Here is a 25,408-nt window from a genome sequence, read left to right as displayed (position 1 = left end):
TAGCGCACCCACCCCCTACCTGTAGGAACGAGAACGATAACCGCCTTTCCAAGCGGAACCATGCGGGACTAGAGAGCACAAAAGAGGCGCCGCCTCCCACCTCGGGAGACGGCGCCTCTATTACGTTAGAGCCGGGTCAGCGGAAAAGCTTAGCCTTCCACGCCGCACTCAGCCAGAATCAGCTCACGCACGCGGGCGGCGTCAGCCTGACCGCGGGTAGCCTTCATGACCTGACCGACGATAGCGCCAGCAGCCTGAACCTTACCGGCACGAATCTTGTCGGCAACGTCGGGCATTGCTGCCAGTGCTTCCTGAACAGCTGCGGTGAGCGCACCGTCGTCAGAGACCACAGCGAGGCCGCGTGCCTCAACGATTTCGGCGGGGGTGCCTTCACCGGCGAGGACGAACTCAAGCACCTGGCGGGCGATCTTGTCGTTGATCTTGCCTTCGGAGATGAGCGCTTCGAGGGCGACCACGGTTGCGGGCTCCACGCCGAGGGCGGTGAGCTCAACTTCAGCCTGCTTTGCGCGGCGGGCGATTTCGCCCATCCACCACTTGCGGGCTGCTGCTGCGGTTGCGCCTGCGGCGACGGTCTCTTCGATAACGTCGAGTGCGCCAGCGTTGACTACGTCGCGGAACTCTTCGTCAGAGTAGCCCCACTCGCCCTTGAGGCGGCGGCGGCGCTCTGCCGGGGGTTCGGGCAGTTCGGCGCGCAGACGCTCAATCCACTCGCTGTTGGTGACGACCGGTACGAGGTCCGGTTCGGGGAAGTAACGGTAGTCGTCGGCGTCGGACTTGGGGCGACCCGAGGAGGTTTCGCGGGTGTCTTCGTGCCAGTGGCGGGTCTCCTGGGTGACCTTCTCGCCGCGTTCGAGGATCGCTGAGTGGCGGCGAATCTCGTAGCGGACGGCTCGCTCGACGGAACGGAGGGAGTTCACGTTCTTGGTTTCGGAGCGGGTGCCGAACTTCTCTGCGCCCTTGGGCATGAGGGAGACGTTGGCGTCGCATCGGACGTTACCGCGTTCCATGCGGGCGTCGGAGATGCCGAGGGAGCGTACGATGTCGCGGATTGCGGCAACGTAGGCGCGTGCCAGTTCGGGTGCGCGCTCGCCGGCACCGACGATGGGTCGGGTGACGATCTCGATCAGGGGCACGCCTGCGCGGTTGTAGTCGACCAGAGAGGAGGTTGCACCCTGGATTCGGCCGTCTGCGCCGCCGACGTGGGTGAGCTTGCCTGCATCTTCTTCCATGTGGGCGCGCTCAATTTCGACGGTGAAGATGGTGCCGTCTTCGAGCTCGACGTCCAGGGAGCCGTTTTCCGCGATGGGGCCGCCAGCCTGGGAGGTCTGGAAGTTCTTCGGGGAGTCCGGGTAGAAGTAGTTCTTGCGGGCGAAGTAGGACTTGTCTGCAATGTCGCAGCCCAGTGCCAGGCCGAGCTTGATGGCGGACTCAACAGCGGTCTTGTTCACCATGGGCAGTGCGCCGGGCAGGCCGAGCGATACGGGGGTGACGTTGGTGTTGGGTTCGTCGCCGAACTCGTTGGGTGCGGAGTCGAACATCTTGGTTTTGGTGTTGAGTTCGACGTGCACCTCGAAGCCGAGGACCGGGTCGTATTTTTCGATGGCTTCTTCGAAGCTGAGGACTTCTTCACTCATTACTTGGTTCCCCCAAAGTCAAAGTCGCGGATCAGAGTTTCGGTGTCGGGCAGGCTCTTGTAGAGCGGTGCGCCCCATTTTGCGGTGAGCAGTTCTTCCAGTGCTGCGCCGACGCGGTACAGGCGTGCGTCTTCGCGTGCGGGTGCGGTGAACTGGATGCCGACGGGCAGGTTGTTCTCTTCGGAGAGGCCGCCGGGCAGGGAGAGCGCCGGGACGCCTGCCAGGTTGACGGGCACGGTTGCGACGTCACCCAGGTACATTGCCATGGGGTCGCCTTCGGTCTTCTCGCCGAGCTTGAACGCGGTGGAGGGCGCGGTCGGGGAGATGAGCACGTCGCACTTTTCGAATGCTGCTGCATAGTCGCGCTGGATGAGGGTGCGTACGCGCAGTGCGGCGCCGTAGTAGGCGTCGAAGTTACCTGCGGACAGTGCGTAGGTGCCGAGGATGATGCGGCGCTTGACCTCGTGGCCGAAACCTGCGGAGCGGGTTGCGGACATGACGCGTTCGATGGTGACGGGGCCGTCTTCGGGTACGACGCGCAGGCCGTAGCGGACGCCGTCGTAGCGTGCCAGGTTGGAGGACACCTCGGAGGACATGATCATGTAGTAGGCGCTGATGGCTTCGGTGACGGAGGGCAGGGAGACCTCGATGATCTCTGCACCTGCTGCACGAAGTTCTTCGACGGATTCGCGGAAGCGTGCGAGGACGCCTGCTTCGAAGCCTTCGCCGTCGCCGCCACCGAGTTCCTTGATGACGCCGATGCGCAGGTCGGACAGGTCGCCCTTGCGTGCGGCTTCTGCGCCTGCCTTGGCTTCTTCAACGAAGTTGCCGGGCTCATCGGGCAGGGAGGTTGCGTCGAGCGGGTCGTGGCCTGCGATTGCTTCGTGGAGCAGCGCGGTGTCCAGAACGGTGCGGGCGACAGGGCCTACCTGGTCGAGGGAGGATGCCATGGCGATGACGCCGTAACGGGAGACGGAGCCGTAGGTGGGCTTGACGCCGACGCTACCGGTCAGCGCTGCGGGCTGGCGGATGGAGCCGCCGGTGTCGGTGCCGAGCGCCAGGGGTGCCTGGAAGGCGGTGACGGCTGCTGCGGAGCCGCCGCCGGAGCCGCCGGGTGCGCGGTCGAGTGCCCAGGGGTTGCGGACTACGCCGAATGCGGAGTGCTCGTTGGAGGAGCCCATTGCGAATTCGTCGAGGTTGGTCTTGCCGAGGATGGGCATGCGTGCTTCGCGGACCTTGCGGGTGACGGTACCGTCGTAGGGGCTCATCCAACCTTCGAGCATGCGCGATGCTGCGGTGGTGGGCTGGCCCTTGGTGACGATGAGGTCCTTGACGGCGATGGGTACGCCTGCGAGCGGGGGCAGTTCCTTGCCTGCTGCGCGGTCTGCGTCCACTGCTGCTGCGGTGGCAAGTGCTTCTTCGGCGTTGATGTGCAGGAAGGCGTTGAGGCCGTTCTTGCCGTCTGCTCGGTTGTCGCTCAGGGGTGCGCCGTCGGTGGCTGCGATGCGGTCCAGGTGTGCCTGGGTGAGCTCGACGGAGGTGATTTCGCCGGATGCGAGCTTTTCTGCTGCTTCTGCGGCGGTGAGCTGGATCAGTTCGTTCACTTGGTTGTTCTCCTCTTAGTCTTCGTCGAGGATTGCCGGCACGCGGAACTTGCCGTCCTGTGCGTCGGGGGCGCCGGAGAGCGCCTCTTCCTGGGTGAGGGTGGTGACGGGTACGTCTTCGCGGAAGACGTTCTCGAGGGGGATGGGGTGGCTGGTCGCGGGGATGTCGGCAGTTGCTTTCTGCGACATGGTCTCAACGGATGCGACGATGACGTCCAGCTCAGACGCCATCGCGGTGAGTTCTTCATCGGTCATCTCAATGAGTGCCAGCGATGCCAGGTGCTTTACCTGTTCAAAGGTGATGGCAGACATGGTTCTCCCGTAGTTTGTTTTTCTTGTCTCTTCTCTAGTGTAGTGGAGGTTGCGTTTTCCGTCTCATTGGGGGTTGGAGGGTTTACCTGCTGGTTTGTGTGTTCAGGCGGTGTTCTCCCTCCCCTGTTTTCGGGTTAAATGCTCAACGCCCCGCTCCTCGTGTGAGGTGCGGGGCGTTGGGCTACAACGTGTCCACGTTACGCTTAAGGGTTAATCCTTAGGCGGGGATGGTCAGAACCTGGCCGGGGAAGATCAGGTCAACGTTGTAGATGATGTCGGTGTTCGCAGCTGCGATTGCCTGGTAGCCGCCTGCAACGCCGAGCTTTGCAGCGATCAGCGAGAGGGAGTCACCGGGAACCACGGTGTAGGTGCCTGCTGCAGCCTTGGGAGCTGCTGCTACGGGAGCCTCAACTGCCGGTGCTGCTGCGGGAGCTGCGGGAGCCTCAACTGCGGGTGCAGCGGGTGCTACCGGTGCAGCGGGAGCTGCTGCGGGTGCCTCAACTGCTGCGGGTGCAGCCTGAGCTGCAGGAGCTGCGGGTGCAGCCTGTGCCGCGGGAGCGGTGTAGGTCTGCTGGGTCTGCGACTGTGCAGCCACGGTGGTGGTGGGCTCGGTGTAGGTGGGAGCTGCGCCGGTCTTGCCGTAGAGGCCAAGCTTAGCGGAGCATGCGGGCCATGCGCCCCAGCCCTGGATAGCGAGCAGACGCTCGCCAGCCTCGATCTGCTGTGCACGGGTAGCGGTCGCGGGGGAGCCGGACATGCCGACGCCGTTCCAGGACTGCTGGGTGAACTGCAGACCGCCGTAGAAGCCGTTACCGGTGTTGATGGACCAGTTGCCACCGGACTCGCACTGTGCCAGTGCGTCCCAGGTAGCACCGTCTACTGCGTTTGCAGCGGGCATCGACATGGTAGCTGCTGCAACGCCACCGATGGCGAGAGCTGCTGCGGTACGACGAATGGAAGTGTTCTTCATAATGCTCCTTGGGGCCGTCCCCGCTCGTTCCGTCCCCGGAACTCTAGCGCGCCGCCGCTCACCCTTTGATAACGAAGTAGGTTACTCATGTTCTGGCTCTACCATGTGAGCGGCTCTCCACCGATTTCATGTCACCGTGAGCGATTCTGCACTAGTGTGCGGAATCCGGGTGGCACTTCCTCGATGGGGACGTGCGGTAGAACCGGGCATCGTTTCAAGCATTCCAAGCTTGAAACCACACAGGCGATTCCCTTGCGAGAATCTATCTGGTCTCCAAGATAGCCGAGGTTTTTTATGATTCCAACCCGATTTCAAGTTCACAGCGAACGCCCCGGGTTCTCCCAGGGTTCTTCCAGGTTAAAAGTGCAGGAAACATTAATTAAGACCTCGAGCCCCACGTGCCTCATGGGCTTTACCCCGGAATTTCGGGGTTTTCTAGGGGTTGAACTCGGAGGCGCTCCCCCTGCCGAGTTTTCCGATTCGGGGTTGACGGGCGCAACCTTTAAGGGTTTTGAACGGCGTGTAAATATTTTTTAAATATTTCTTCGCTTTGGGAGTGTTTTAAGGCGCTTCCGCCTTAAAAGCTGTGGTAATTACAAATGCCAGAAATTGGCATTCAGGCTCTGAAGCACGCACTCCAGAGCCTGAATGCTCTATATATTGCAGGGGTCAGATTCAGGTGACCCCGCTACCGGGTCTACTCGGCGGTAGCTTCAACAGCCTCCGGACCACCCTCAAGCAGAGCGGTGAAGCCCTCCTCATCCAGCACCTTCAGTCCCAGTTGCTGAGCCTTATCCAGCTTCGAACCGGCGTTCGCGCCAGCAACCACAAAGTGGGTCCTCTTAGATACAGAACCGGATGCCTTACCGCCGCGAGAAATAATGGCTTCCTTCGCACCGTCACGGGTGTAACCGTTCAGGGTGCCGGTCACAACCACGGTCAAGCCCTCCAGGGTGCGTTCCATGGACTCGTCACGAGTATCTTCCATGCGTACGCCGGCGGCGGCCCAGGAGTCCACAATCTCAGCGTGCCAGTCCTCAGCGAACCACTCAATAATCGAATCGGCAATCGTGGTGCCCACACCGTCCACAGCGGCAAGGCGTTCACGGTCAGCCTCGCGGATCGCCTGCATCGAACCGAACTCCGCGGCGAGCGCGCGGGCAGCGGTCGGGCCCACGTGGCGAATCGAGAGGGCAACCAGTACGCGCCACAGCGGCTGCTGCTTTGCCTTCTCCAGCTCGGCGAAGAGGTTCAGCGTATTCTTCGTGGGCTTCGGCTCGGGGCGTGCCTTGGTCGGCTTGGTGTAGAAGTAGGGCACGCGCTCCATCTTTCCGGTGCCCATGCCCTTGACCTTCTTCTCACGTTCAATGGTGACCTCGCGCAGGTCCTCAATGTTGAGGCTGAACAGGTGCGCTTCGGTGGTCAGCGGAGGGGTGTCCGGGGTTGCGGGGCTGGTGAGGGCCTTTGCTGCTTCGAAGCCGAGCGCCTCAATGTCGAAGGCACCGCGGCTTGCCGCATAGTACACGCGCTCGGTCAGCTGCGCGGGGCAGGAGCGCGGGTTCGTGCAGCGCAGGTCCACGTCGCCTTCCTTGCCGGGGGCAAGGGGCGAACCGCAGGAGGGGCACTCGCTGGGCATGACGAACTCGCGTTCGGTGCCGTCACGTAGGGCAACCACGGGGGCTACAATCTCGGGGATCACGTCGCCTGCCTTGCGCAGCACCACGGTGTCACCGATGAGCACGCCCTTAGCCTTGACCACGTCCTGGTTGTGCAGGGTGGCGCGTTCGACAGTCGAGCCGGAGACGAACACGGGCTCCATGACTCCGTAGGGGGTCACGCGGCCGGTGCGTCCCACGTCCATGCGGATGTCCACTAGCTTGGTGTTCACCTCTTCGGGCGGGTACTTGTACGCCACGGCCCAGCGCGGCACGCGGGAGGTGTAGCCCAGCTGAGCCTGTGTCGCGAAGTCATTGACCTTAATGACAATGCCGTCGATTTCGTGCACCAGGGAGTGGCGCTGCTCGCCGTACTTGTTAATGAAGTCGAACACCGCCTCGGTGTTGGCGGCGATTTCGCTGTAGGGGCTCACGGGCAGACCCCAGGAGGCGAGCAGGTCGTAAGTCTCGTACTGAGTGGCAATATCCAAGCCGGTGCGCGAACCGATGCCGTGCACGTACATGCTCAGCGGGCGCGAGGCGGTAATCGCCGCGTCCTTCTGGCGCAGCGAGCCTGCCGCGGCGTTACGCGGGTTCGCGAAGGGGTTCTTGCCGGAGGCAATCATGGACTCGTTGAGCTTCTCAAAATCGGCGGAGGAGATGAACACTTCGCCGCGGATTTCAATCTCTTCGGGGTGGTTCTCGCCGGTCAGCTGCTGCGGGATGCTCGCAATGGTGCGCACGTTGTGGGTGACGTCTTCGCCGGTGGTACCGTCGCCGCGAGTTGCCGCGCGTACGAGGGTGCCGTTGCGGTAGAGCAGGTTCACCGCCAGGCCGTCGATTTTCAGCTCGGTCAGCCACTGCGGTGCGCTACCGGTGAGGTTCCGGGAGCTCTCTTCGGTCTTGGTCAACCAGGTGCGCAGCTCTTCGAAGGAGAAGACGTCCTCGAGGGAGTACATGCGCTGCAGGTGGGTGACGGGTGCGAAGGCCTCGATGGCTTCGCCGCCGACTTCCTGGGTGGGCGAGTCGTTGGCGATGATGAGCGGGTGCTCCGCCTCAATGATTTCGAGGCGGCGGTAGAGCTTATCGTACTCGGCATCGGAGAGGAAGGGTGCGTCCTCGTTGTAGTAGGCGCGGCGGGCGGCACGAATCTTATCGGTCAGTTCCGCGTACTCGGCACGCAGGGCCTCGGTAATCTCCACGGAGTTTTCTGCGGGGCTCGCTGCTCGAGTCTCGGCGGGGGCAGTCTGCTGGGTGGTGTTGTTCTCAGTCACCCGTCCAGTCTAGCGTTTTTGCTCCGCCTCTCCCCTATCGCTCGTCATATTGGCGGGTTCCGCGAGCGCGAACGATGAGGCAAGAGCGCCGTAGCCACTTACCGAGTCACGCTTCCTTAGTTTCTGTGCGCGGATGCAGTTCACCCCCGCCTCCTGCAGGCGCTCAATCAAGCGCCCGAAGAAAACGGGGATGAATCATAAGGTATGAAGTTTAGGCTTCGACAGCGTCGGCAACAATCACGGTAATGTTGTCGCGGCCGCCGGAACGCAGCGCCTCGTGCTGGAGCACGTCAGCGGCATCCTGCGGGTGGCGGATCGAGGTGAGTACGCGCGCCATGTATTCGTGCGAAAGCTCACCGGAAAGACCATCGGAGCAGAGCATCAGGCGGTCACCGGCGCGGGCGGGCAGAACCCAGAAGTCCGGTTCCCAGTAGTTGCCGGTACCCAGCGCGCGGGTAATCACGTTGCGGCGCGGGTGGGTCAGCGCCTCCAGGGCGGTAATCTGACCCTCGTCGACCAGGTACTGCACCTCGGAGTGGTCAGTGGTGACCTGCTCCAGCGAGGCGGAACCCTCGGAACCGGGTAGCTTCTCCATGGCGGAGTGGTGAATACCATCGTCCTCACGCAACAGGCGGTAGGTTCGGGAGTCACCCACGTTGAAGATAACCCACAGGTTGCGGTCGCCAATACGGGTCAGCCATGCACCGGTCAGGGTCGTACCGCCGGAGCGGGAAAGCGCCTGCTTAATTTCTTCGTTGGTTTCGCCAATGATGTCGTGCAGGCGGTTGAGGGTGCCCACAATTTCGTTGTTGAGCAGGGTGTTCGCGCGGCGGCGGCGCTTGGTGGGGTCTTCCTCGTCAATAGCGGCGAGGCGCTCAGCATATGTCTGCTGTTCCTCTTCGCTACGGCCACCGGGCATGGTGAAGAAGGGCGAGTAGGCGAGCTGACGCACGCACAGGCGCGAAGCAACCTCGCCCGCCTCGTGGCCTCCCATACCGTCCGCGACCACGCAAAGAGAACCTGCGACGACCATCGAATCTTCGTTGTTTTCTCGATGTGCGCCGCGGTGCGTTGCACCACCGGTACGTAGTTTCAGTTCAGTCATGAGAGGTCTATCTCCATTGTGTAGTTCACGCGACGAGTCACCGCCACGGGGTCTACGTTACCAAAGCTTCTAACATTTCGCGTTCCCTGAGAGGTGAGATTGTAGCGATTTCCCACCTGTCGGAGCGTGTTTGCTGTCTCATTATCGGTCAGCACAGTACCCGGTTCAGCCAGGGAAACCAGGCGAGCAGCCAGGTTCACGCTGGAGCCGTACACATCACCGCGGTTAGCCAGGACCTCGCCCCAGATGAAGGCGACGCGGGAGTCCGGCAGCTGCGGGTCGGCACCAATCTTTTCGGAGAGCTGCAGGCTGATTTCTGCGATAGCGTCCGGGGTTTCGGTGAGGAAGAAAACTTCGTCACCGAGAGTCTTAATAATGCGACCACCCAGGGGTGCGATAACGTCCAGGCAGCTCTGCTCAAAGTGGTTGATGAGCTGAGAAAGAGCCGCTGCGTCTAGGTTACGTACCAGAGAGGTGTACGAGACCAGATCCACGAATCCCACGCCGCGCACCAGGGGCAGGCGGGAAAGGCCGGAGGTGGTCACATTGTTCTCACGCAATCCCAGGCGCAGGATTCCGGCGTACATCTGACGACGGTATGCGTATAGCGCCAGACGCTCGAGAACCTCGAGGTAGCGCGGGAAGTCTTTGAGGAGCTTGCGGCGGGCATCATTATCGCTGAGGTTTTCGGTGACCATGATGTTGTGCACGAGCGCCTCAATCTGCCAGGCGACGGTGCGGTCGGTCAGTTGACCTTCGGCGCGCACGAGGGATGCCACATATTCCATGCGGATGTCGCCTTCTGCGTCCAACTTCTGTAGGTCGGCGAGCATCTGCACGTCTGTTTCGGTGAAGTATGGCGAGTGGTTGGGAATAGTCGGGAAGCCCATGTTGTGCCAGATGCGCTGGGCGGTTTCGAAGGGAAGTCCGGCGCATTCTGCGGCTTCTACGGGGGTGTAGCGGCGCCCCTGTCCCAGGAGCGACTTTTCGAGGGCTCGGATTCCTGCTTTGGATTCCTCGTCGCGGTAGATATTGTTCTGCGCGAGATTCTGCAGGATTTTGAGGTTGAGCATTTGGGTTTCGGGGCCCATGGTGGCGCCGGTGCCCTGCGGAGAGTGCGCAGGTTCATGGTGGTCTGCCGTGCTCATTGCCGCTGCCGCTCCTTTCATCTCTGCCGGAAAATACTGTCTGGTTTACACCGTGGTGGCACGAGGTTACGAGGTGCCTCGTTACGCTCTGTGGGTTTTGCATTGCGTCACTGCGATGATGCTCACCGTGTAGCGCCTTGTTAATATACCCCTCCGCTGTGGTGTTTGGGTCGCAAAAGCGCCCGCACCCTAGGATAGTTTAGTGGAGTAATTCACATTTAAGAATACTCTAATCCGCATTTTTTCGGCAGATTTGGCGGCTGATTTAGGCTCTGAGCCAACCCGACAGCTCCCGCCCGAGTCGGCGACGGGAGCGAAGAAGCTCTAAATATAGCGAGAGCGCAGGGCGTAGTAGTCGCGTCGAGCGGATTTAATTTCTTTTTCGAAACGCTTGGGTTCAGGCACATAGGTCAGGCGGTGGTGCGCTCCGCGGCAGACCACGTACACAGAGCCGTAGCCCAACCAGGCACCCGGTCCGCGTTGTTTTACCCAGCGCTCCCCCATGGAATCCAGGTAGAGGGATTCGTCTCCGGTTCGGGTCATCACACCGCGGCGAACCACGAGCCGGTGGGTGGTCAGCAGGTAGTAGGTGGTTACCCAACGCCAGGCGGTGCGCACAGCACCGAGCAGGGTACCTACCGCGCAGATCATGCCGAGAGTCCACAGAATCGGTGAGGACCGTGCCGTGGAGGCGAAGGTTGATGCGGCAATCGCAACCAGCAGATAGGCAAGCGTGGGCAGCAGGGCACCGTAGTGCTGTCGGGTCGCAATGATGACATGCTCACCGGGGTTAAGTTTTCCGCGCAAACGCATGGTGGTCCTTAGCTGTGCTGGTTGTTATATTCCGGCTGGAGGCGCCGGTTGAGGTGGTGTGGGTTGAGGGGTGCTGCCGTGCCGGGCAGAAATTTTGTGGGCTGAAATTTTAGGGGTTGGTTCTAGTGTGCCTGCTGAAAATCTCCGTAGCTACCGTTGGCGGGGCGAAGGTGCTCAATATCGCCCACCGCGTAGGGCTCTAGGGCCCTGTCCTCGCGGCGGATGAGGATGCGCCCCTGCGCGTCGAGGTCTTCAGCGGTGCCTTCTACGGTGCTTCCGTCGGGCAGACTCATGCGCACGCTGGCGCCGAGGGTTGCGGTGGCAGCGCGCGCCTGGTCAAGCAGGCTGAGGCTATCAGGGGTGAGCGGGTCGGGGCGTTCGGGGTCGCCGCCGGCGCGCACGAAGGCGCGGTAGCGGCGGGCGAAGATGCCAAGCAGTCGGGTGAGCACCTCGGAGGAGTCAATCACAGTACCGGTGCACAGGCTCAGGCTCGTGGCGGTGGGTACGGGCAACTGCTCGGCGGACATGTTCGTGTTCTGGCCGATGCCCACAATAATGCTGCGCTGCCCCTCGTTAGCGCCGCTTTCAGGAACGAGCTGGGCGAGAATTCCGCACCCCTTAGCGCCCTGCGCGATGACGTCGTTGGGCCATTTGAGGGCGGCATCCACGCCGTATCTGCGCCAAATATCGACCACGCTGAGCCCGGCGATGAGGGTCATCCAGTGGTAGCTGTCTTCGGGTAGCTCTCGGGCGAGCGGGTCTGCGGAGGCGTGCGGGCGCACCACGATACTTGCGGCGAGGCAGGCTCCGGGAGGGGCGGTCCAGGCTCGGGCGAGGCGGCCACGTCCGGCGCTTTGGTAGAGGCTGGCGTAGACGGAGAGCTCGCCAAGCTGTTCGCGTTCGGGGTCGGTGCCGTCCATGAGTAGTTCGCGGGCGCGGGTGGTGGTGGAGTCAACTTCATCGTAGAGGTTTACGTTGGAGTAGCCCGCCTCCAGCGCGATGGTGCGGATGCGCGGTGCATCCAAAACCGAATGATCGCTCTCGGTGTACATATTCTCCTCCATAGCTTGCGCCTTTCTACCCTGTCCGAAACTGCCCTGCAGTATGCCGACCCGTCACCGAAACCTACAAGCTTCAGCCGAGTCACGCTGATTTCTCACCATATCAATTTCTTGCCGCCGGTGATGCCCACCCGGTACCCGAGACGGTACATTAGACAGTGAGGGTGCATCAAGCACCGACCGGCTGCGGAGGTTCCTCCGCCCTGCTCGAAAGAAGAACGCTATGGCTTATTACGCAATTACTTACGTTTACGCTGCTCCCGAGGAGCAGGCGAAGTACCGTCCGGCTCACCGCGAGTACCTTGGTTCGCAGATTGAGGCGGGCAACCTGATTGTTTCCGGTCCCCTGCTGGATGGCGAGACCCCCGCCGGCGCTCTGCTGATTGCAAAGGTCGACTCCGTTGAGGCAGCTGAGAAGCTGGTTGTTGGCGACCCGATGAACATTGGTGGCGCGGTTTTGTCTCACACCATCACCGAGTGGAACCCGGTCCTGGGCACTATCTAAATTTCGCAAAGTTCAAGTAGCTTGAACCCCCTTTCGCCGACAAGGATTGCCGGTGCGAGAGGGGGTTTTCTGCATCGTGTCTTTGCATTCTAGATGCCTCTTCCGCGCTCTTCGCGCATCATTGCGGGTAGTGTGTGCATAAAAGTGTATCTAGTGTTGGTATTCTGGCTTCTCACCTGGCATATGTGCCCTAGTTCGCACTATAGTTGAAAGATATGCACATTGTTCAAGAGTGCCTTTCGGGGCACCTGAGCAGCCATCACCGCAACCACTGGCTCCCGACAATCGGGTGGAGCAGGAACGAGGAATAATGTCCGAGAACCTCCAGCAGGATTTTGACTTGAGCACCACCGCCGGTAAGCTCGCTGATTTTTATGCACGTCGAGAGCGTAGCTTCGCGCCCAGCGGTGAGGCAGCTATTGAAAAGCAGCACGCACGCGGTAAGAACACCGCCCGCGAGCGCATCGACATGCTTCTGGACGAGGGTTCTTTCGTAGAGTTTGATGCCCTCGCCCGCCACCGCACCACCGCGTTCGGCATGGAGGCGAAGAAGCCTCTGGGTGACGGCTTGGTCTCCGGTTACGGCACCGTGGATGGTCGCCTGGTTGCCGTGTATTCGCAGGATTTCACCGTCTACGGCGGTTCTCTCTCGCAGGTGAACGGCGAGAAGATTGTGAAGGTGCAGAAGTTCGCGCTGAAGAACGGCTGCCCGGTTATCGGCATTAACGATGGCGGTGGCGCCCGTATTCAGGAGGGCGTGGCTTCCCTGGCGATGTTTGCCGATATTTTCCGCATGAACGTGCGCGCCTCCGGTGTGGTTCCGCAGATTTCGGTCATTATGGGCCCCTGCGCTGGCGGTGCCGCGTACTCCCCCGCTCTGACTGACTACATCATCATGGTGGATAAGACTTCACACATGTTCATTACCGGCCCGGACGTCATTAAGACCGTGACCGGTGAGGACGTGGACATGGAAACCCTCGGCGGTGCGCGTCAGCATAACGCTGTGACCGGTACCAGCACCTACCTGGCTGAGGATGAAGAAGACGCGTTCGATTTTGTGCGTGAGCTCCTAGAGTTCCTACCCTCGAACAACCTTGCGGAGCCTCTGCCCCTGGAGCATGACCAGGAGCCCGTGGTAACCGTAGATGATTTGGATTTGGATACTCTCATCCCGGATTCGGCGAACCAGCCTTACGATATGCGCGCGGTCATTGAGTCCGTCGTGGATGACGGTCATTTCCTGGAGATGCAGGCGATGTACGCCCCGAACGTGATGATTGGTTACGCCCGTGTTGAGGGCCACACGGTCGGTATTGTGGCGAACCAGCCGATGCAGTTCGCTGGTTGCCTGGACATTTCTGCCTCCGAGAAGGCTGCCCGTTTTGTGCGTCATTGCGATGCGTTCAACATTCCGATTCTGACTTTTGTGGATGTTCCCGGCTTCCTGCCCGGTACCGATCAGGAGTTCAACGGCATTATTCGCCGCGGCGCTAAGCTGCTCTACGCTTACGCGGAGGCGACCGTTCCGCTGGTTACCGTCATTACCCGTAAGGCGTACGGCGGCGCGTACATTGTGATGGGTTCGAAGAAGCTGGGTGCCGATATTAACCTGGCGTGGCCCACCGCTCAAATTGGTGTGATGGGTGCTCAGGGTGCGGTGAATATTCTGTACCGCCGTGAGCTGGCTGCTCTGGCGGCTGAGGGCGGCGATGTTGAGGGCCGCCGCGCTGAGCTGATTACCAAGTATGAGGAAGAGCTGCTGAACCCGTACCAGGCTGCTGAGCTAGGTTACATTGACGAGGTTATTGCCCCGAGTGAGACTCGCGTGCGCATTATTTCTTCGCTGCGGGCCCTGCACGATAAGCGTGCGTCTACCCCGGCAAAGAAGCACGGCAACATCCCGCTGTAGGCTTCCGTTGCGCCCGCACCATTTGTGGCACGGGCATTCACTGGATTTTAGGTTTTCTAAGGAGGCGTGCCTTTGGCAGGATACAACCCGCTGAGTTATTTCTCATTCGGCAAAAAGAAGGATAGTTCGGAGGCTGCTGAGAGCTCCGAGCAGCTTGAGCGTAGCTCCGCACATTCTTCTGCGCACGCAGATACCGCACCCAGTGCCCCGCCGAAGGATTCCGTTCAGTCTTCGGTAGATACTGACGCTGAGCAGGAGCCTCTGCTGAAAGTGGTTAAGGGCTCCCCCACTCCGGAGGAGATTGCCGCCCTCACCGCTGTGGTTGCGATGATGCAGGCGAATGCCGCGCAGCAGGAGCAGAACTTGCTGGTCGGTGCCGCTTCGCGCATCCTGAACCGCGGTCAGCGCCTGGGTGTTTCGTTGCGTCCCGGTCCCGGTTCGTGGAGGCGCGCTCGCCCCAGGTAGCGCGAGCGGATAACTCTGCTTCTTATATTCCCGTCACGCCAACTGGTGTGGCGGGAATATATTGTTTTGCTTTAAATTTGAGATTTATATTGCGCTATTGAACATCTAATGCGCTGATTCTTGCGATTTTGTCATATTAGAAGCGATAAAGCGATGATGATATGCCCTGATGCTAGGATGTATATATCATCACATAAGTATCAATAATTGGCAGGGACCATGGCAAAGATGCTGAATAAAAACCATAGGCCCCCACCGGATGTCTATATCACGCTTCTGTTGCCGACGCTACGGCGCTTGTCGAAGACTGTGCCCCGCACCGCCGCCTATGTTAGCGAGCAGTTGCGGCAGCAGACTAAGGCGTTGGGGTCGAAGAAGAACCTACCGGCTCTTGAATCCACCGATTTTGCGGTGGCTGTGCGCACCACCTTGAAAATCTTGGTGGCACTTCGTTATGCCCAGCTTATGCCTCGTTTGACCCCGTGGGAGAAGAGGAAGTACCTGCTCACTCCCCTGGGCGCCGAGCTGACCTGCACCCCGCATCTGCACGGTTCGGTGCCGCCGCGTGTGGTGAAGCAGGTGCAGGTGTTGTGTGCGCAGAGTTTGACGGCGAAGAGCGTGAAGAAGCTCAAGAAGCAGGCGAACGCACTCCTGGAGAATGCGCAGGAGGAGCATCGCCTCATTTTTGGTGCTTCCGATGGTGATGCGGTCACCGGTATGGAACCGTTCCTCCCTGCTACCGATGCCGGGGAAGCTGCTGCTGCCCACAAAGCAACCGGTGCGGAGCACCTTGCATATGCTTTGAATTCTGCGGGTACTGCCGAGACCTGGCCTGCCGGTCAGTCTCCGCTGGATATAATTTTGCGTGCCAGCGATTCGCCGGTGATTCACGCTCAGGCTGAGTTTGCGGAGCATTTTACGCAGGATTTGATTCAGCATATTCACGCGGTGACGCCAGAATATTTTGAGCAGATTGTTGCCGATATTTTTACGGCTCTCGGTTTTACGACCGAGGTAACCGGCGGCGCCGACGATAAGGGCGTGGATGTTATTGCCCGCTATTCTGACGGTCTGGATTTTGCGCCGATTTATATTCAGGTGAAGCATTATTGCGGAACTATGAAGGTCACCCCCAACGAGATTCAGAAGCTTGCTGGTGCGGTGCTTCTGCACGGCGGTTTGCAGGGTGTTTTGGTGACCTGCGGCGCTTTTGCGCATCCGGTGCCTGAGTATTTGCAGGGTTTGCCGGGCGCACGCAATATTGCTCTGGTTAATCAGCACCACTTGGTGGAGCTGATGATTCGCCATCGTGTAGGCGTGCTTGATGGTGAGGGCGAGTGCGGTTATCGCATTGATGAGGAGTATTTTGCTCGCGGCATGGAGTAGCCAGGGTGTTTTGAGGTGAGTATTTCTCTCTGAATGTCTCTGGTCTTCGCGCATTTCCTGCTTTATTTCACTTAATGCATTTTCACTTTTCCTTGAGGATATTTTTCATATATCGGCTGGTTTTAGAAATCTAGGTTATTTCTTGAACCAGCCGATACAATGGGAGGGTAATGCGTTATATATACTCGCATTATTTCACGAAGTGTATATACCCGTGACGGTATCATCACTTCACCATAATTTATAGCGTTCTTTCCAAGTGCACGTCATAGAAGACGGTACGTAAGCGAAACGGGCTGAGAAATCCGCCTTTCCTGCTTCTCTTCACGACGGGTTACCAAAGTGCCGACCCAAAAATAAAGATGGTGTCGCCAGTATTGTGTGATTATTTTCCCGCTCGAATGACTGCACTTTATGAAGAATGCCCGCACGATAAATAACACCAGATAAGGAGCCCAGCGTGGCTTTTGTGAATAAAACAATGCTCCATATCGACCATTCCGAATTGCACTCTCTGCAGCAGGAAACCTCGTGGGAGACCCTACCCGAGGAAGCACGCGCTCTCAGCGTTGCGGCGGCTTTCTCCCTGCTCCGCCATTTTGAGCGCGCTCAGGACCGTGGTGAGAAGGTTTTCTTCCCCGATATGTATACCCCCGTAGGTGTGGACCTGGGTTTCAATATGACTCAGCGTTTCATTGCGGTCGGTGACAATGTTCTCTTCCGTGAGGCGCTCAATAAGCTGATCGCGGCGCTGGTCAACGCTGACTATCTTGAGGTGTCCCTCAGCCAGTTGCATCCGGGCAACCTGCACTACACCCTCAGCGAGGCTGGCCGCGAGCTGCTCGGTACCCCGAAGGAACAGCAGGCGCAGGCACTCCTGCCGGTTCTGCCTCTCCTCAGCGGCGTGTACCTCTACTACCTGAAGCAGTTCTACCCGGTTCTGCTCTCGCACATTACGGTGCGTGAGCTTCTGCCCATCGTCCTGAGTGTTACCCCGTCCTACCCCGCAGCGGTGCCCGTGAAGATTCGCGAGCTGGTGCTGCGCGAGTGCGGTTTTGTGCAGGGCTGGTACGGTCTGTCGTACCTGGAGCAGCGCATTATTGAGCCGGTGATTGCTCAGGCGCTGAGCCTGCTGACCCGCGAGGGCTACCTGCGCACCAAGACTATTCACGAGCACACGGACTCTCCGCTGACTCTGTACTCACTGTCGCCTTCGGCGAAGGAGCTGGTGGCACGCCACGAGGAGACCAGCGTGCCGGCAAGCGAGCTGAGCTCCGTGCTGGCGCTAGTGAAGGATGAGGGCGCCTCCATTACGGCTGAGGATATTGCCACAACCGATGCTCTGCTGACCCATATGGGTGTTCTTCTGCTCGACACCCTCAACGACCATGGCGCCGATGTGGAGCTGAGCCTTCCGAGCCTGGAGCAGGTCTTTGACCGCGACGAGCGCATTCAGCAGGCGTCCTCGAACCCCTATTTTGTGCAGATTGACGCGCAGGATTACCTCTACGATGTGCTGATTGCCCACCATTACCTCTCCGAGCGTGAGACTGTCTACTCGCTGGGTCCTGCGTTCGCGCCGGCTCTGGCGCAGATGGTTGAGCCGAGCGTTCAGAAGCTGGTGGCTTCGGCTCTGCTCGATCCTGCGGCGGTGGACGCTCTGCCGTACCCGCATCAGCTGCTGCACCCGATTCTGAAAATTGTTGAGGAGAACCCGCGTATCTCCTACTACGACATTTACGATGAGTTGAAGCTCGCTCTGGATATCCCGTACCTGCAGGGTGAGGTCGCTCCGCACCGTTATAAGCTGACCCCGCGTCTGCGTAACCGCTATTCGGTGGCGATGCACGTGCTCAAGGGCGAACGCTACCTGAACGCTCTGCGTGAGGGTACCGGTCGTACCTCCCGCAAGAACCCGGAGCGTTACGAGCTGAGCGAGGCGGGTAAGGAGCTGCTCAAGCGATTCCCGGAGGGTGCTCCGGAGGCGGTGACCGCCCGCATGGCGCCGCTGCCGCCGCAGTCGCTTAAGCACAAGCTGCCTCAGGATATTGCGGCTCAGTTGCAGGCTCGTGAGGAGGCTCTTCAGGCGGCTAAGGAGGCGCGCGCGGCGGAGCGTCAGGCTCGCCTGGCGGCTCGTGAGGGTGCTTCGCGTGAGCCGTTGGCTCCGGTGCCGGGTGCTTCTCCGGCGTTGTTGGCGCGTCCGGCTGGTTCGCAGGTGGCGGCTCCTACCCAGGCGGCTACTGCCCAGGCACCCGCTGATGTTCCGGCGGCACCGGCCGCTGCGGCTACCGCTCAGTCTGCCGTGCCCGCTCCTGCTGTTTCTGCACCCGTTGTAGCTCCCGTTCAGCCGGTTGTTTCCGCTCCGGCTGGTTCGGCTGCTGAGCCCTCGACCGCGCTGCAGGTGGCTGCCGCTCAGGTGCGTGAGGCACTGAAGCGTTACCGCCAGGTCTTCCGCCGCGAGGCTCTGGCTCCGGCGCTGGCTCAGGTGTCTGAGGAGCGTTTCCGTAGCATTGGTTTCGATCTGTTCCTGATGCGCGGCTACACGGTAGAGACTCTGGAAGCTCAGGGCGTGGACGGCGTGGCAATCCCCGCCACCGGCGAAAAAGAACGCGCATTCTACGTGCGTACTCTGCGCCCGGTAGCTGGCGGTGTTCTCTCCGCAAGCGTTCAGCCGCAGGATATTACCGCGTTCTTCCTGGCGATTCACGCCCGCGGCGGCCAGCTCGGCACCTTCATCACGAACGCACCGTTCAGCGATGAGGCGTACGACGAGTTCATCCGCTGCTCGGCCAAGTACCCGAACATTCTGGTGGATTTGGTGTCCGGCGATGAGCTGCAGGACCGCCTCATTGCCCACCGCCTCGGCGTGGTCGAGGGCACGAACGGTCTGCTGGAACTCAACGGCGAATACTTCGCCAGCTAAGTCGCCAGCTAGCAGCTTGTAGCCCATCTTGGTGGCGCCCCGGTCTTCTCTTTCCTGCACGTTCAGAAGGGGAAAGCCGGGGCGTTTTCGCGCCTGCGTCCCGGTGAGTTGTCCACAGGTGAGCCGTTTTCCTCACGTTCGGTGCCGCTCAGCCCGTAATATTGCCGGTTTAGGCGACCCAAATCACCGAAAATCGTGGTTGAAGGCACACCCCTGCGTTAGGATATGAACATGAGCACTTACCAGGAACTTCCCAGCATCTACCGATTGAAGCGCTCGCTGACCGACGTCGATCAGATTGCTAACGAATACTTTGAAAAGGTCCTCGACCTGAACCCCGTCCAGGCGACCGAGCTTGGCCGTAAAGGCGTAGAGACTCTGTACCCCGATTACTCACCCGCCGGTGAGAAGGCTTTTGCGCGCCTTGCGAAGAAGACTTTGAAGAAGGTCGATAACGTCCTGCCTATTGATGACGTTGACCTGGTCACCCTGGATGCTCTGCAGGAGCGCCTGAGCCTGTACCGCAAGCAGTACAAGGCTGGCTTTGGTGGCTGGCAGATGAACAATATTGCCTCCGTCCCGCAGGAGGTGCGCTCCGTCTTTGACCTGATGAAGCGCAACACCCAGCAGGACTGGGAGCACATTATTGGTCGTATGCACCGCGTGACCGAGGCGCTGGAGGGCTACATCCAGACTCTCGAGGCGGCTCGTGAAGAGGGTAAGGTTGCCCCGCGCCGCCAGGTGGATATTGTCATTGAGCAGACCGCTGCATACTATGCTCCCGGCGGTTTCTTTGACGAGCTTGCCGCCGAGGTTGCCGCAGCTGTGCCCTCTCTGAAGGATGAGGCAGCCGCCGGTGCCGAGGCCGCAAAGGAAGGCTACCGCCGCCTCAACAGCTACCTGGTGGAGAAGCTTCAGCCGGTCGCGCCCTCCCGCGATGCTGTGGGCCGTAAGGCGTACAGCCTGCACTCCCGTTCGTTCCTGGGTACCACCATTGACCTGGATGAAACCTACGCCTGGGGCGTGAAGGAGCTGGAGAGCATTATTGCTCGTCAGCGTGAGGTTGCCGAGGAGATTGAGCCGGGCGCAAGCATTGAGCGTGCGAAGCAGCTGCTCGATGAGGATCCGGCACGTCAGCTGCACGGCACCGATGAGCTGAAGGCGTGGATGCAGAAGCTCGCCGACGCCGCGGTAGAGAACCTGGCGGATACTCACTTTGAAATTGGCGGCCCCATGCGCCGTATTGAGTGCTGCATTGCGCCCACGAACGAGGGCGGTATTTACTACACCGGCCCCTCCCCCGATTTCTCGCGTCCGGGCCGCATGTGGTGGTCGGTTCCCGAAGGTGAGGACACGTTCACTACCTGGCGTGAAACCTCCACTGTGTACCACGAGGGCGTTCCGGGCCACCACCTGCAGATTGCTATCGCCACGGCTCTGAAGGGCACCATGAACTCCTGGCGCACGAACATGCTGTGGGTTTCCGGTCACGGTGAGGGCTGGGCGCTGTACGCCGAGCGCCTCATGGAGGAATTGGGCTATCTGAAGGATCCGGGTGACCGCATGGGTATGCTGAACGCTCAGCGTATGCGCGCCGCCCGCGTGGTCTTCGATATTGGTGTTCACTGCGAGATGCCGATTCCCGCTGAGTGGGCTGAGCAGTTGGGCGTTGAGCCGGGCACCATATGGACTTCTGAGCTGGGTTACGAGTTCTTGAAGCTGAACCTGGACGAGTCTGAGGGTCAGCAGCGTTTCGAGTTCCTGCGTTACCTGGGTTGGCCGGGTCAGACGCCGAGCTACAAGATTGGCGAGCGCCTCTGGCTGGAGCTGCGCGATCAGGCTCTGCGCCGCGGCGATGACATGCGTGCATTCCACACGCGTGCGCTTCTGCTCGGTTCGGTGGGTCTGGACACTCTGCGCCGCGCCCTGACCGATGAGATGATGCTTCCTCTGGATACTGAGGATGACGACGATGAGGATGACGACGAGTAGCCTCTCGTCTGCTTGCCCTTCGACGAGTGGATTTCTGGAGTCTCTATACAAGAATCTCTGAACTGGAGTCTTTAAAAGAGGAACTCTATAGATGAAGCCCTCGCCTCAGCTTTGGCTGAGGCGAGGGCTTCGCTGTATTTTCGTGTCTTCTGGGGGCTATGTCTTCTGAAGGCTATCCGAAGTTTGCGGTGCCGTGGTCGGTGGCGCCGAATCCCATGCCGGTGGAGTCGTTCAGATCCACTAGGTGTGGGGCGAAGCGGCACCAGTAGTCGGTGAGCGCACCGTTCGATTCGCGGATGCCCACGCCTACGGTGCGTCCGTCGACCACCCACACGCCGAGGATGGGGTGGCTGACCGGGTTGATAATGCCTTCGTAGCGCGGTGCCGGGATGTACTCCTGGTAGATGAATTCGCTTTCGGGGGCGTTGGCGAAGAAGTCGTCGTCTTCGGGCTTGATGAAGACGTCGTAGTCGGGGGCGTAGATTTCTACGCCGTCGCCTTCGCGTCCGAAGATAGGCTTGCGAACCCAGTTGCGCATGCCGCCGCGGTGACCCGCGTAGGTGGGTACGAGGTTCGGGTGGCCCGGGTACTTATCCCATAGCGCGGCGAGCAGCAGCTTATTGGAGAGGAACATCTTCCACGCTGGCTCAATCCAGCGGTCCATGGCGCCGTGGTAGGCGAAGAGGAGCTTGTCGTAGCCTGCTTCGCTGTCGGTGACCAGGTCTTCCCAGGGGTAGAGCTTGAAGAGGTTAGTGATGGCGCGCCCGTAGGCGTCTTCCCAGCTCTTGGTTTCATCGTTGAAGATGATTTCGTCGATGGGAATCATATGGGTTTTGATGCCCGCCTGCTGCGCCGAGTAGGCGATGAGCCAGAGATTGTTGTAGTCCTCGTTGTTCTCGTCAATCTCGGAGGGAACATGCGCCAGGTGCAGTACGGGCTGCACGCCCGCGGTGATTTCGGGGGCGAAGATGTGGCGCCAACGGTTGGTGAAGGCTTCGCCGATTTCACCCCAGTGGGCGTAGCCGCAGGTGTCGAGGCGCTGGTCTTTCGCCCAGGTTTTCTGGCTGACTGCCGCCTCCACGATGCCGGTGGGGGTGTCGGCGTTGTATTCGAGCAGTTTCATGGGGTCGCCGGGCACACCCGAGTAGGTGAAGTCGAAGCGTCCGTAGAAGTCGGCGTCGCGGCGGTTCCAGGATTCTACGGCGAGGTTGAATGCCGCCTGGGGCAGGCCGAGGGTACCGAACGCGCCGGAGGCAATGTACTCGACGGTTTCCAGGCACATGCGGTGCATTTCTTCTGCCTGGGCGCGCACAGAGTCCATTTCTTGCGGGCTGAAAATGTAGGCGGCGTATTCGTTCCAGTAGTGGTCGGTGTCGTGGGGGCCGTCCACGCTGTAGGTGAGGCCTTCCTCAATGATGACGTTCTCCCAGTCGGGTCGGCCGACGGGAAATTCTTCGCGGCGCATGAGGGGCTAGGCTCCTTCGAAGTAGTGAATGGAAAGCGGTGTTGTTACGTCACCGCGGGTTTGGTTGTTCTAATGAGGAAAATGCGGGCGGGACCGTTCAGTCCCTGCCCGCATTCAGTGTGATGGCTTATGGCTTAGCCGCCGGAGGTACCGCCGCCGGACTTCGAGCCGCCACCGAAACCGCCCTTGCTACCGGACTTCGACGAAGAGCCAGACTTCGAGGACGAACCCGACTTGGAGCCGGACTTCGAGGTGTTCGACTTGCTATAGGAGCCGGTGCTACCGCTATTGCTGGTGCCCTGCTTACCGCTGGAGACCGAGCCGGTGGTCTTATTACGCACCGAGGAGGTCTTTCCGGAGTTATTGGTGCTGGTCACCTTGCCGGAGGAAACGGTGGAGGACTTCTTCGCGGTGCGGTAGGAGTCCTCGAAGCCGCCGCCCTTGGAGGACACGCCGCTGTAGACGGTGCCGTTGCTGGGGCGGGTGGTGCTGCCTCCGGAAAGCTTGGAGCCTACAGGAGGAATGTAGTGGGATCCGGAAGAATTAGCGGCACTTTGGCGACCCAGGTAGTACCAGAGGAACGCATTCGAATTATTGTGGGTGGTGGTCGAACCGGAAGTGCCCGACGACCCAGAAGAGCCCGAAGAGCTGGAGGAACCGGAAGACCCAGAAGAGCTTGAGGACTCCGTGGAAGAGGCCGAGGGCGAGTCGGTCGGCTCCTGAACGCCTGCCTTCTCACATTCGCTATCTTCCACGCGCAGGCCGGTCTTCGCGTCCTGGCAGACGCGGGCGTACTCTTCGCCCTGCGACAGGAATGCGTTCTCTTCCTGGTGCATGGAGTTGTAGGCGAAGATGCCACCGCCAACCAGCAGCACGCCAGCACCCGCTACGGCAATCATCTTGGCGATGCCGGGGCGGGTAGCACCCAGGTTCAGGGTCTGCTGGGCTGAGGTCTGTGCGGCGCGGGTAGCAAAATCTGCAACCGCTTCCATGCGATTGCGGGGCTTCTTCGGGCCGTTAGGGGTGGTGGTTCCGCCGGGGTATTTGGGAGCAGAACTCATGCATCTCTCCTTGAAAGGTGGTGCGTGGCGTAACGCTCAACGCGTACATGAAGCTGAGTGGGTATAGCATTATCCGGCGACTTTCGCCGGACTATCGGTGTGGTTCCAGCATATCAAGCTCTAGCTTTCGGATTATTAGCTGACGGCAAAATCTCAGCAAGCTTCCCCGCATGTTGCGCAGTTGTTTCCTTTCTGTTTGCTTTTGCGGCGATTCCTAATTAACTATCAGCCAATTTAACCGCCTATGTGGGGGGCAACTGGCGGCGTTGCTGGTTGGGCAGCTGGGTTGGGCTGCGTTGCTGGTTAGACTGCGGGATGTACAGCCGAAAGATGCCACAGGATGGTCACGGTTCGTCACACATCCCCTACACTGCACCGGATTGAAACACTTCTTCACACAAACTCGCGCCGGAGCGCGCAAAAGTTTTAGAGTATGCCACATGTCTACACCGCATGCATCATCTCGTTCACGTCTGCCCAAGTGGGCTACTTCTTTCGGCAACCAAATCATTTCTTCCCTCATTCTGGGCATTGTTCTCGGCGCGCACGCCCTCGCACTGGGTGGGGACGCAAAGAGCAGCCCCAACTGGCTCATGGTGACCTTAGATACCATCGGCTCCTCCTACGTCACCCTGCTGAAGGCGGCGGTTGTTCCGCTGATTTTCACCGCCGTGGTCGCCTCCATCTCTAACCTGTCGCAGGTGACTAACGCGGCGCGCCTGGCGGTCAACACGCTCATCTGGTTTGCGATTACCGCATTCTTCGCGGTGCTCATCGGTATTGCGATGGGCCTGATCGTTCAGCCGGGCGTGGGCGCGCAGGTGCAAGGCAAGGCGTACACCGGCTCGACCGGCTCGTGGACCGCGTTCCTGACCGGTCTGATTCCGGTGAACTTCCTGGGTCTGGGCGTCAGCGCTAAGTCAGGTGATTCCGGCATCACCGCCTCGGCATCCTTCAACGTGCTGCAGGTCCTGGTCATTTCCGGCGCGGTCGGTATTGCCGCGCTGAAGGTCGGTGAGGCAGCCAAGCCGTTCATTGATGTGGTCAAGAGCGCCCTGGCAATTATTCAGAAGATTCTGTGGTGGATTATTCGCCTAGCACCGCTGGGTACCGTGGGTCTGATTGCTAAGGCAGTGTTCGCGTACGGTTGGGCGTCGATGGGTTCGCTGGTCGCGTTCGTCATCGCCCTCTACATTGGCCTACTGCTGGTCTTCCTCGTGGTCTACCCGATTATTGTTCGCGCAAACGGCCTGTCGGTCCGCCAGTACTTCTCAGGCGTGTGGCCGGCGCTCCAGCTGGGCTTCGTGTCCCGCTCTTCGATGGGTTCGATGCCGATGACCCAGACTGTTGCCGAACGCAACCTGGGTGTTCCCCGCGCCTACGCATCCTTCGCGGTTCCGCTGGGTGCAACCACCAAGATGGACGGCTGCGCTTCGGTTTACCCGGCTCTTGCCGCAATCTTCGTGGCTCAGTTCTACGGTATTCAGCTGGACTTCACCCAGTACCTGCTCATTGTGATGGTGTCCGTGCTCGGTTCGGCTGCGACCGCCGGTACGACCGGCGCTATCGTGATGCTGACCCTGACCCTTTCCACTCTGGGTCTGCCGCTGGACGGCGTGGGTCTGCTCCTGGCGATTGACCCGATCGTTGACATGGGTCGTACCGCTCTGAACGTTGCCGGTCAGGCTCTGGTTCCCGCGATTGTGGCTCGCCGCGAGGACATCTTGGATGAGGAGCTCTACAACGCTCCCCGTTCGGAGGGCGGCTTCGTGGCTCAGGAATTCTACGATGAGCGCATTGCCGGTGAGGCGCAGCGACTTCACGAGGTGGAAGACAACACCGCCGCGGCACACCGCTAATCTGACGAAGGCTCACGCACACGGCGCTAGGCGGTACCGCTTAGCACCGTGTAGCTTCTCCACCACCCATGCCCCAGCATGGACAAAATACATTTGTCAAACGTCATAAAAGTGTCACTATTGATTCTTTTTTCTTTAAGGTTTGAGAAGAGTTATGATTTTGAACGGCGTGTTCCATCTCCTACGTGGTTGAGGGGGATGGGACACGCTCTTTTCGTCTCCCCTTACTTTTCCGCCCATTCC

18 protein-coding genes are annotated in these 25,408 nt (G+C 60.1%); 7 read left to right on the top strand and 11 right to left on the bottom strand.

Going from position 1 to position 25,408, the window contains the following annotated elements; translation table 11 throughout:
* Positions 1-149: 149 nt before the first annotated feature.
* The 9 genes from gatB to HMPREF2779_RS02980 form a co-directional block, all read right to left on the bottom strand.
* Positions 150-1,655 carry an Asp-tRNA(Asn)/Glu-tRNA(Gln) amidotransferase subunit GatB gene (gatB, locus tag HMPREF2779_RS03020; RefSeq protein WP_070686403.1) on the bottom strand — a complete coding sequence of 502 codons (1,506 nt, stop codon included), beginning with the start codon at positions 1,653-1,655 and terminating at the stop codon, positions 150-152.
* On the bottom strand, positions 1,655-3,259 hold the full coding sequence (gene gatA / locus HMPREF2779_RS03015) for an Asp-tRNA(Asn)/Glu-tRNA(Gln) amidotransferase subunit GatA (protein WP_105360794.1): 1,605 nt from the start codon (positions 3,257-3,259) through the stop codon (positions 1,655-1,657). The genes gatB and gatA overlap by 1 nt, the downstream gene beginning before the upstream one ends.
* A 15-nt stretch (positions 3,260-3,274) precedes the next feature.
* Positions 3,275-3,571 carry an Asp-tRNA(Asn)/Glu-tRNA(Gln) amidotransferase subunit GatC gene (gene gatC / locus HMPREF2779_RS03010; RefSeq protein WP_005507016.1) on the bottom strand — a complete coding sequence of 99 codons (297 nt, stop codon included), beginning with the start codon at positions 3,569-3,571 and terminating at the stop codon, positions 3,275-3,277.
* Between the two features lie 217 nt (positions 3,572-3,788).
* Positions 3,789-4,541, bottom strand: a complete 753-nt coding sequence (locus HMPREF2779_RS03005) for a transglycosylase family protein (protein ID WP_105360793.1) — start codon at positions 4,539-4,541, stop codon at positions 3,789-3,791.
* A gap of 697 nt (positions 4,542-5,238) precedes the next feature.
* Positions 5,239-7,470, bottom strand: coding sequence for an NAD-dependent DNA ligase LigA (ligA, locus tag HMPREF2779_RS03000; RefSeq protein ID WP_105360792.1), 2,232 nt, complete (start codon positions 7,468-7,470; stop codon positions 5,239-5,241).
* Between the two features lie 211 nt (positions 7,471-7,681).
* Positions 7,682-8,575 (bottom strand): PP2C family protein-serine/threonine phosphatase, encoded by an 894-nt coding sequence (locus HMPREF2779_RS02995; protein WP_070686398.1) that lies wholly within the window; start codon positions 8,573-8,575, stop codon positions 7,682-7,684.
* Complete coding sequence (locus HMPREF2779_RS02990; RefSeq protein ID WP_105360791.1) at positions 8,572-9,723, bottom strand: adenylate/guanylate cyclase domain-containing protein; 1,152 nt, start codon at positions 9,721-9,723, stop codon at positions 8,572-8,574. Before HMPREF2779_RS02990 ends, HMPREF2779_RS02995 begins: the two co-directional genes overlap by 4 nt.
* Positions 9,724-10,047: 324 nt before the next feature.
* Positions 10,048-10,536 (bottom strand): glucose ABC transporter permease, encoded by a 489-nt coding sequence (locus HMPREF2779_RS02985; RefSeq protein ID WP_105360790.1) that lies wholly within the window; start codon positions 10,534-10,536, stop codon positions 10,048-10,050.
* Positions 10,537-10,658: 122 nt separating this feature from the next.
* A complete protein-coding gene (locus tag HMPREF2779_RS02980; protein ID WP_105360789.1) occupies positions 10,659-11,600 on the bottom strand; it encodes a biotin--[acetyl-CoA-carboxylase] ligase in 942 nt (313 codons plus the stop codon).
* Between the two features lie 220 nt (positions 11,601-11,820).
* On the opposite strand from HMPREF2779_RS02980, the gene HMPREF2779_RS02975 reads away from it, so the two are divergent.
* The 6 genes from HMPREF2779_RS02975 (at position 11,821) to HMPREF2779_RS02950 (ending at position 20,780) form a co-directional block, all read left to right on the top strand.
* A complete protein-coding gene (locus HMPREF2779_RS02975) occupies positions 11,821-12,102 on the top strand; it encodes a YciI family protein (RefSeq protein ID WP_070686390.1) in 282 nt (93 codons plus the stop codon).
* 310 nt (positions 12,103-12,412) lie between these two features.
* Positions 12,413-14,014: an acyl-CoA carboxylase subunit beta gene (locus HMPREF2779_RS02970; protein WP_105360788.1), complete on the top strand. Its 1,602-nt coding sequence runs from the start codon at positions 12,413-12,415 to the stop codon at positions 14,012-14,014.
* A gap of 66 nt (positions 14,015-14,080) precedes the next feature.
* Complete coding sequence (locus tag HMPREF2779_RS02965) at positions 14,081-14,479, top strand: acyl-CoA carboxylase subunit epsilon (protein WP_233992230.1); 399 nt, start codon at positions 14,081-14,083, stop codon at positions 14,477-14,479.
* A 297-nt stretch (positions 14,480-14,776) separates the two neighbouring features.
* Positions 14,777-15,865 carry a restriction endonuclease gene (locus HMPREF2779_RS02960; protein ID WP_233992228.1) on the top strand — a complete coding sequence of 363 codons (1,089 nt, stop codon included), beginning with the start codon at positions 14,777-14,779 and terminating at the stop codon, positions 15,863-15,865.
* Between the two features lie 460 nt (positions 15,866-16,325).
* Entirely contained in the window at positions 16,326-18,788 is a 2,463-nt protein-coding gene (locus HMPREF2779_RS02955) for a restriction endonuclease (protein WP_105360787.1), read from the top strand.
* A gap of 231 nt (positions 18,789-19,019) precedes the next feature.
* Entirely contained in the window at positions 19,020-20,780 is a 1,761-nt protein-coding gene (locus HMPREF2779_RS02950; RefSeq protein WP_105360786.1) for a DUF885 domain-containing protein, read from the top strand.
* A 172-nt stretch (positions 20,781-20,952) separates the two neighbouring features.
* Here HMPREF2779_RS02950 and HMPREF2779_RS02945 read toward each other — a convergent pair whose 3' ends face one another.
* Together HMPREF2779_RS02945 and HMPREF2779_RS02940 are read right to left on the bottom strand one after the other, a co-directional pair.
* Positions 20,953-22,245: a glutathionylspermidine synthase family protein gene (locus HMPREF2779_RS02945; RefSeq protein ID WP_105360785.1), complete on the bottom strand. Its 1,293-nt coding sequence runs from the start codon at positions 22,243-22,245 to the stop codon at positions 20,953-20,955.
* Between the two features lie 134 nt (positions 22,246-22,379).
* Positions 22,380-23,306: a hypothetical protein gene (locus HMPREF2779_RS02940; RefSeq protein WP_105360784.1), complete on the bottom strand. Its 927-nt coding sequence runs from the start codon at positions 23,304-23,306 to the stop codon at positions 22,380-22,382.
* A 440-nt stretch (positions 23,307-23,746) separates the two neighbouring features.
* Here HMPREF2779_RS02940 and HMPREF2779_RS02935 point away from each other — a divergent pair, with 440 nt between their 5' ends.
* Positions 23,747-25,165 carry a dicarboxylate/amino acid:cation symporter gene (locus HMPREF2779_RS02935; RefSeq protein ID WP_105360783.1) on the top strand — a complete coding sequence of 473 codons (1,419 nt, stop codon included), beginning with the start codon at positions 23,747-23,749 and terminating at the stop codon, positions 25,163-25,165.
* Positions 25,166-25,408 lie beyond the last annotated feature (243 nt).

The sequence above is a fragment of the Rothia sp. HMSC069C03 genome, from assembly GCF_001811075.1.
Taxonomy (GTDB): Bacteria; Actinomycetota; Actinomycetes; order Actinomycetales; family Micrococcaceae; genus Rothia; species Rothia mucilaginosa.
This window is presented reverse-complemented; position numbering and strand designations above follow the sequence as displayed.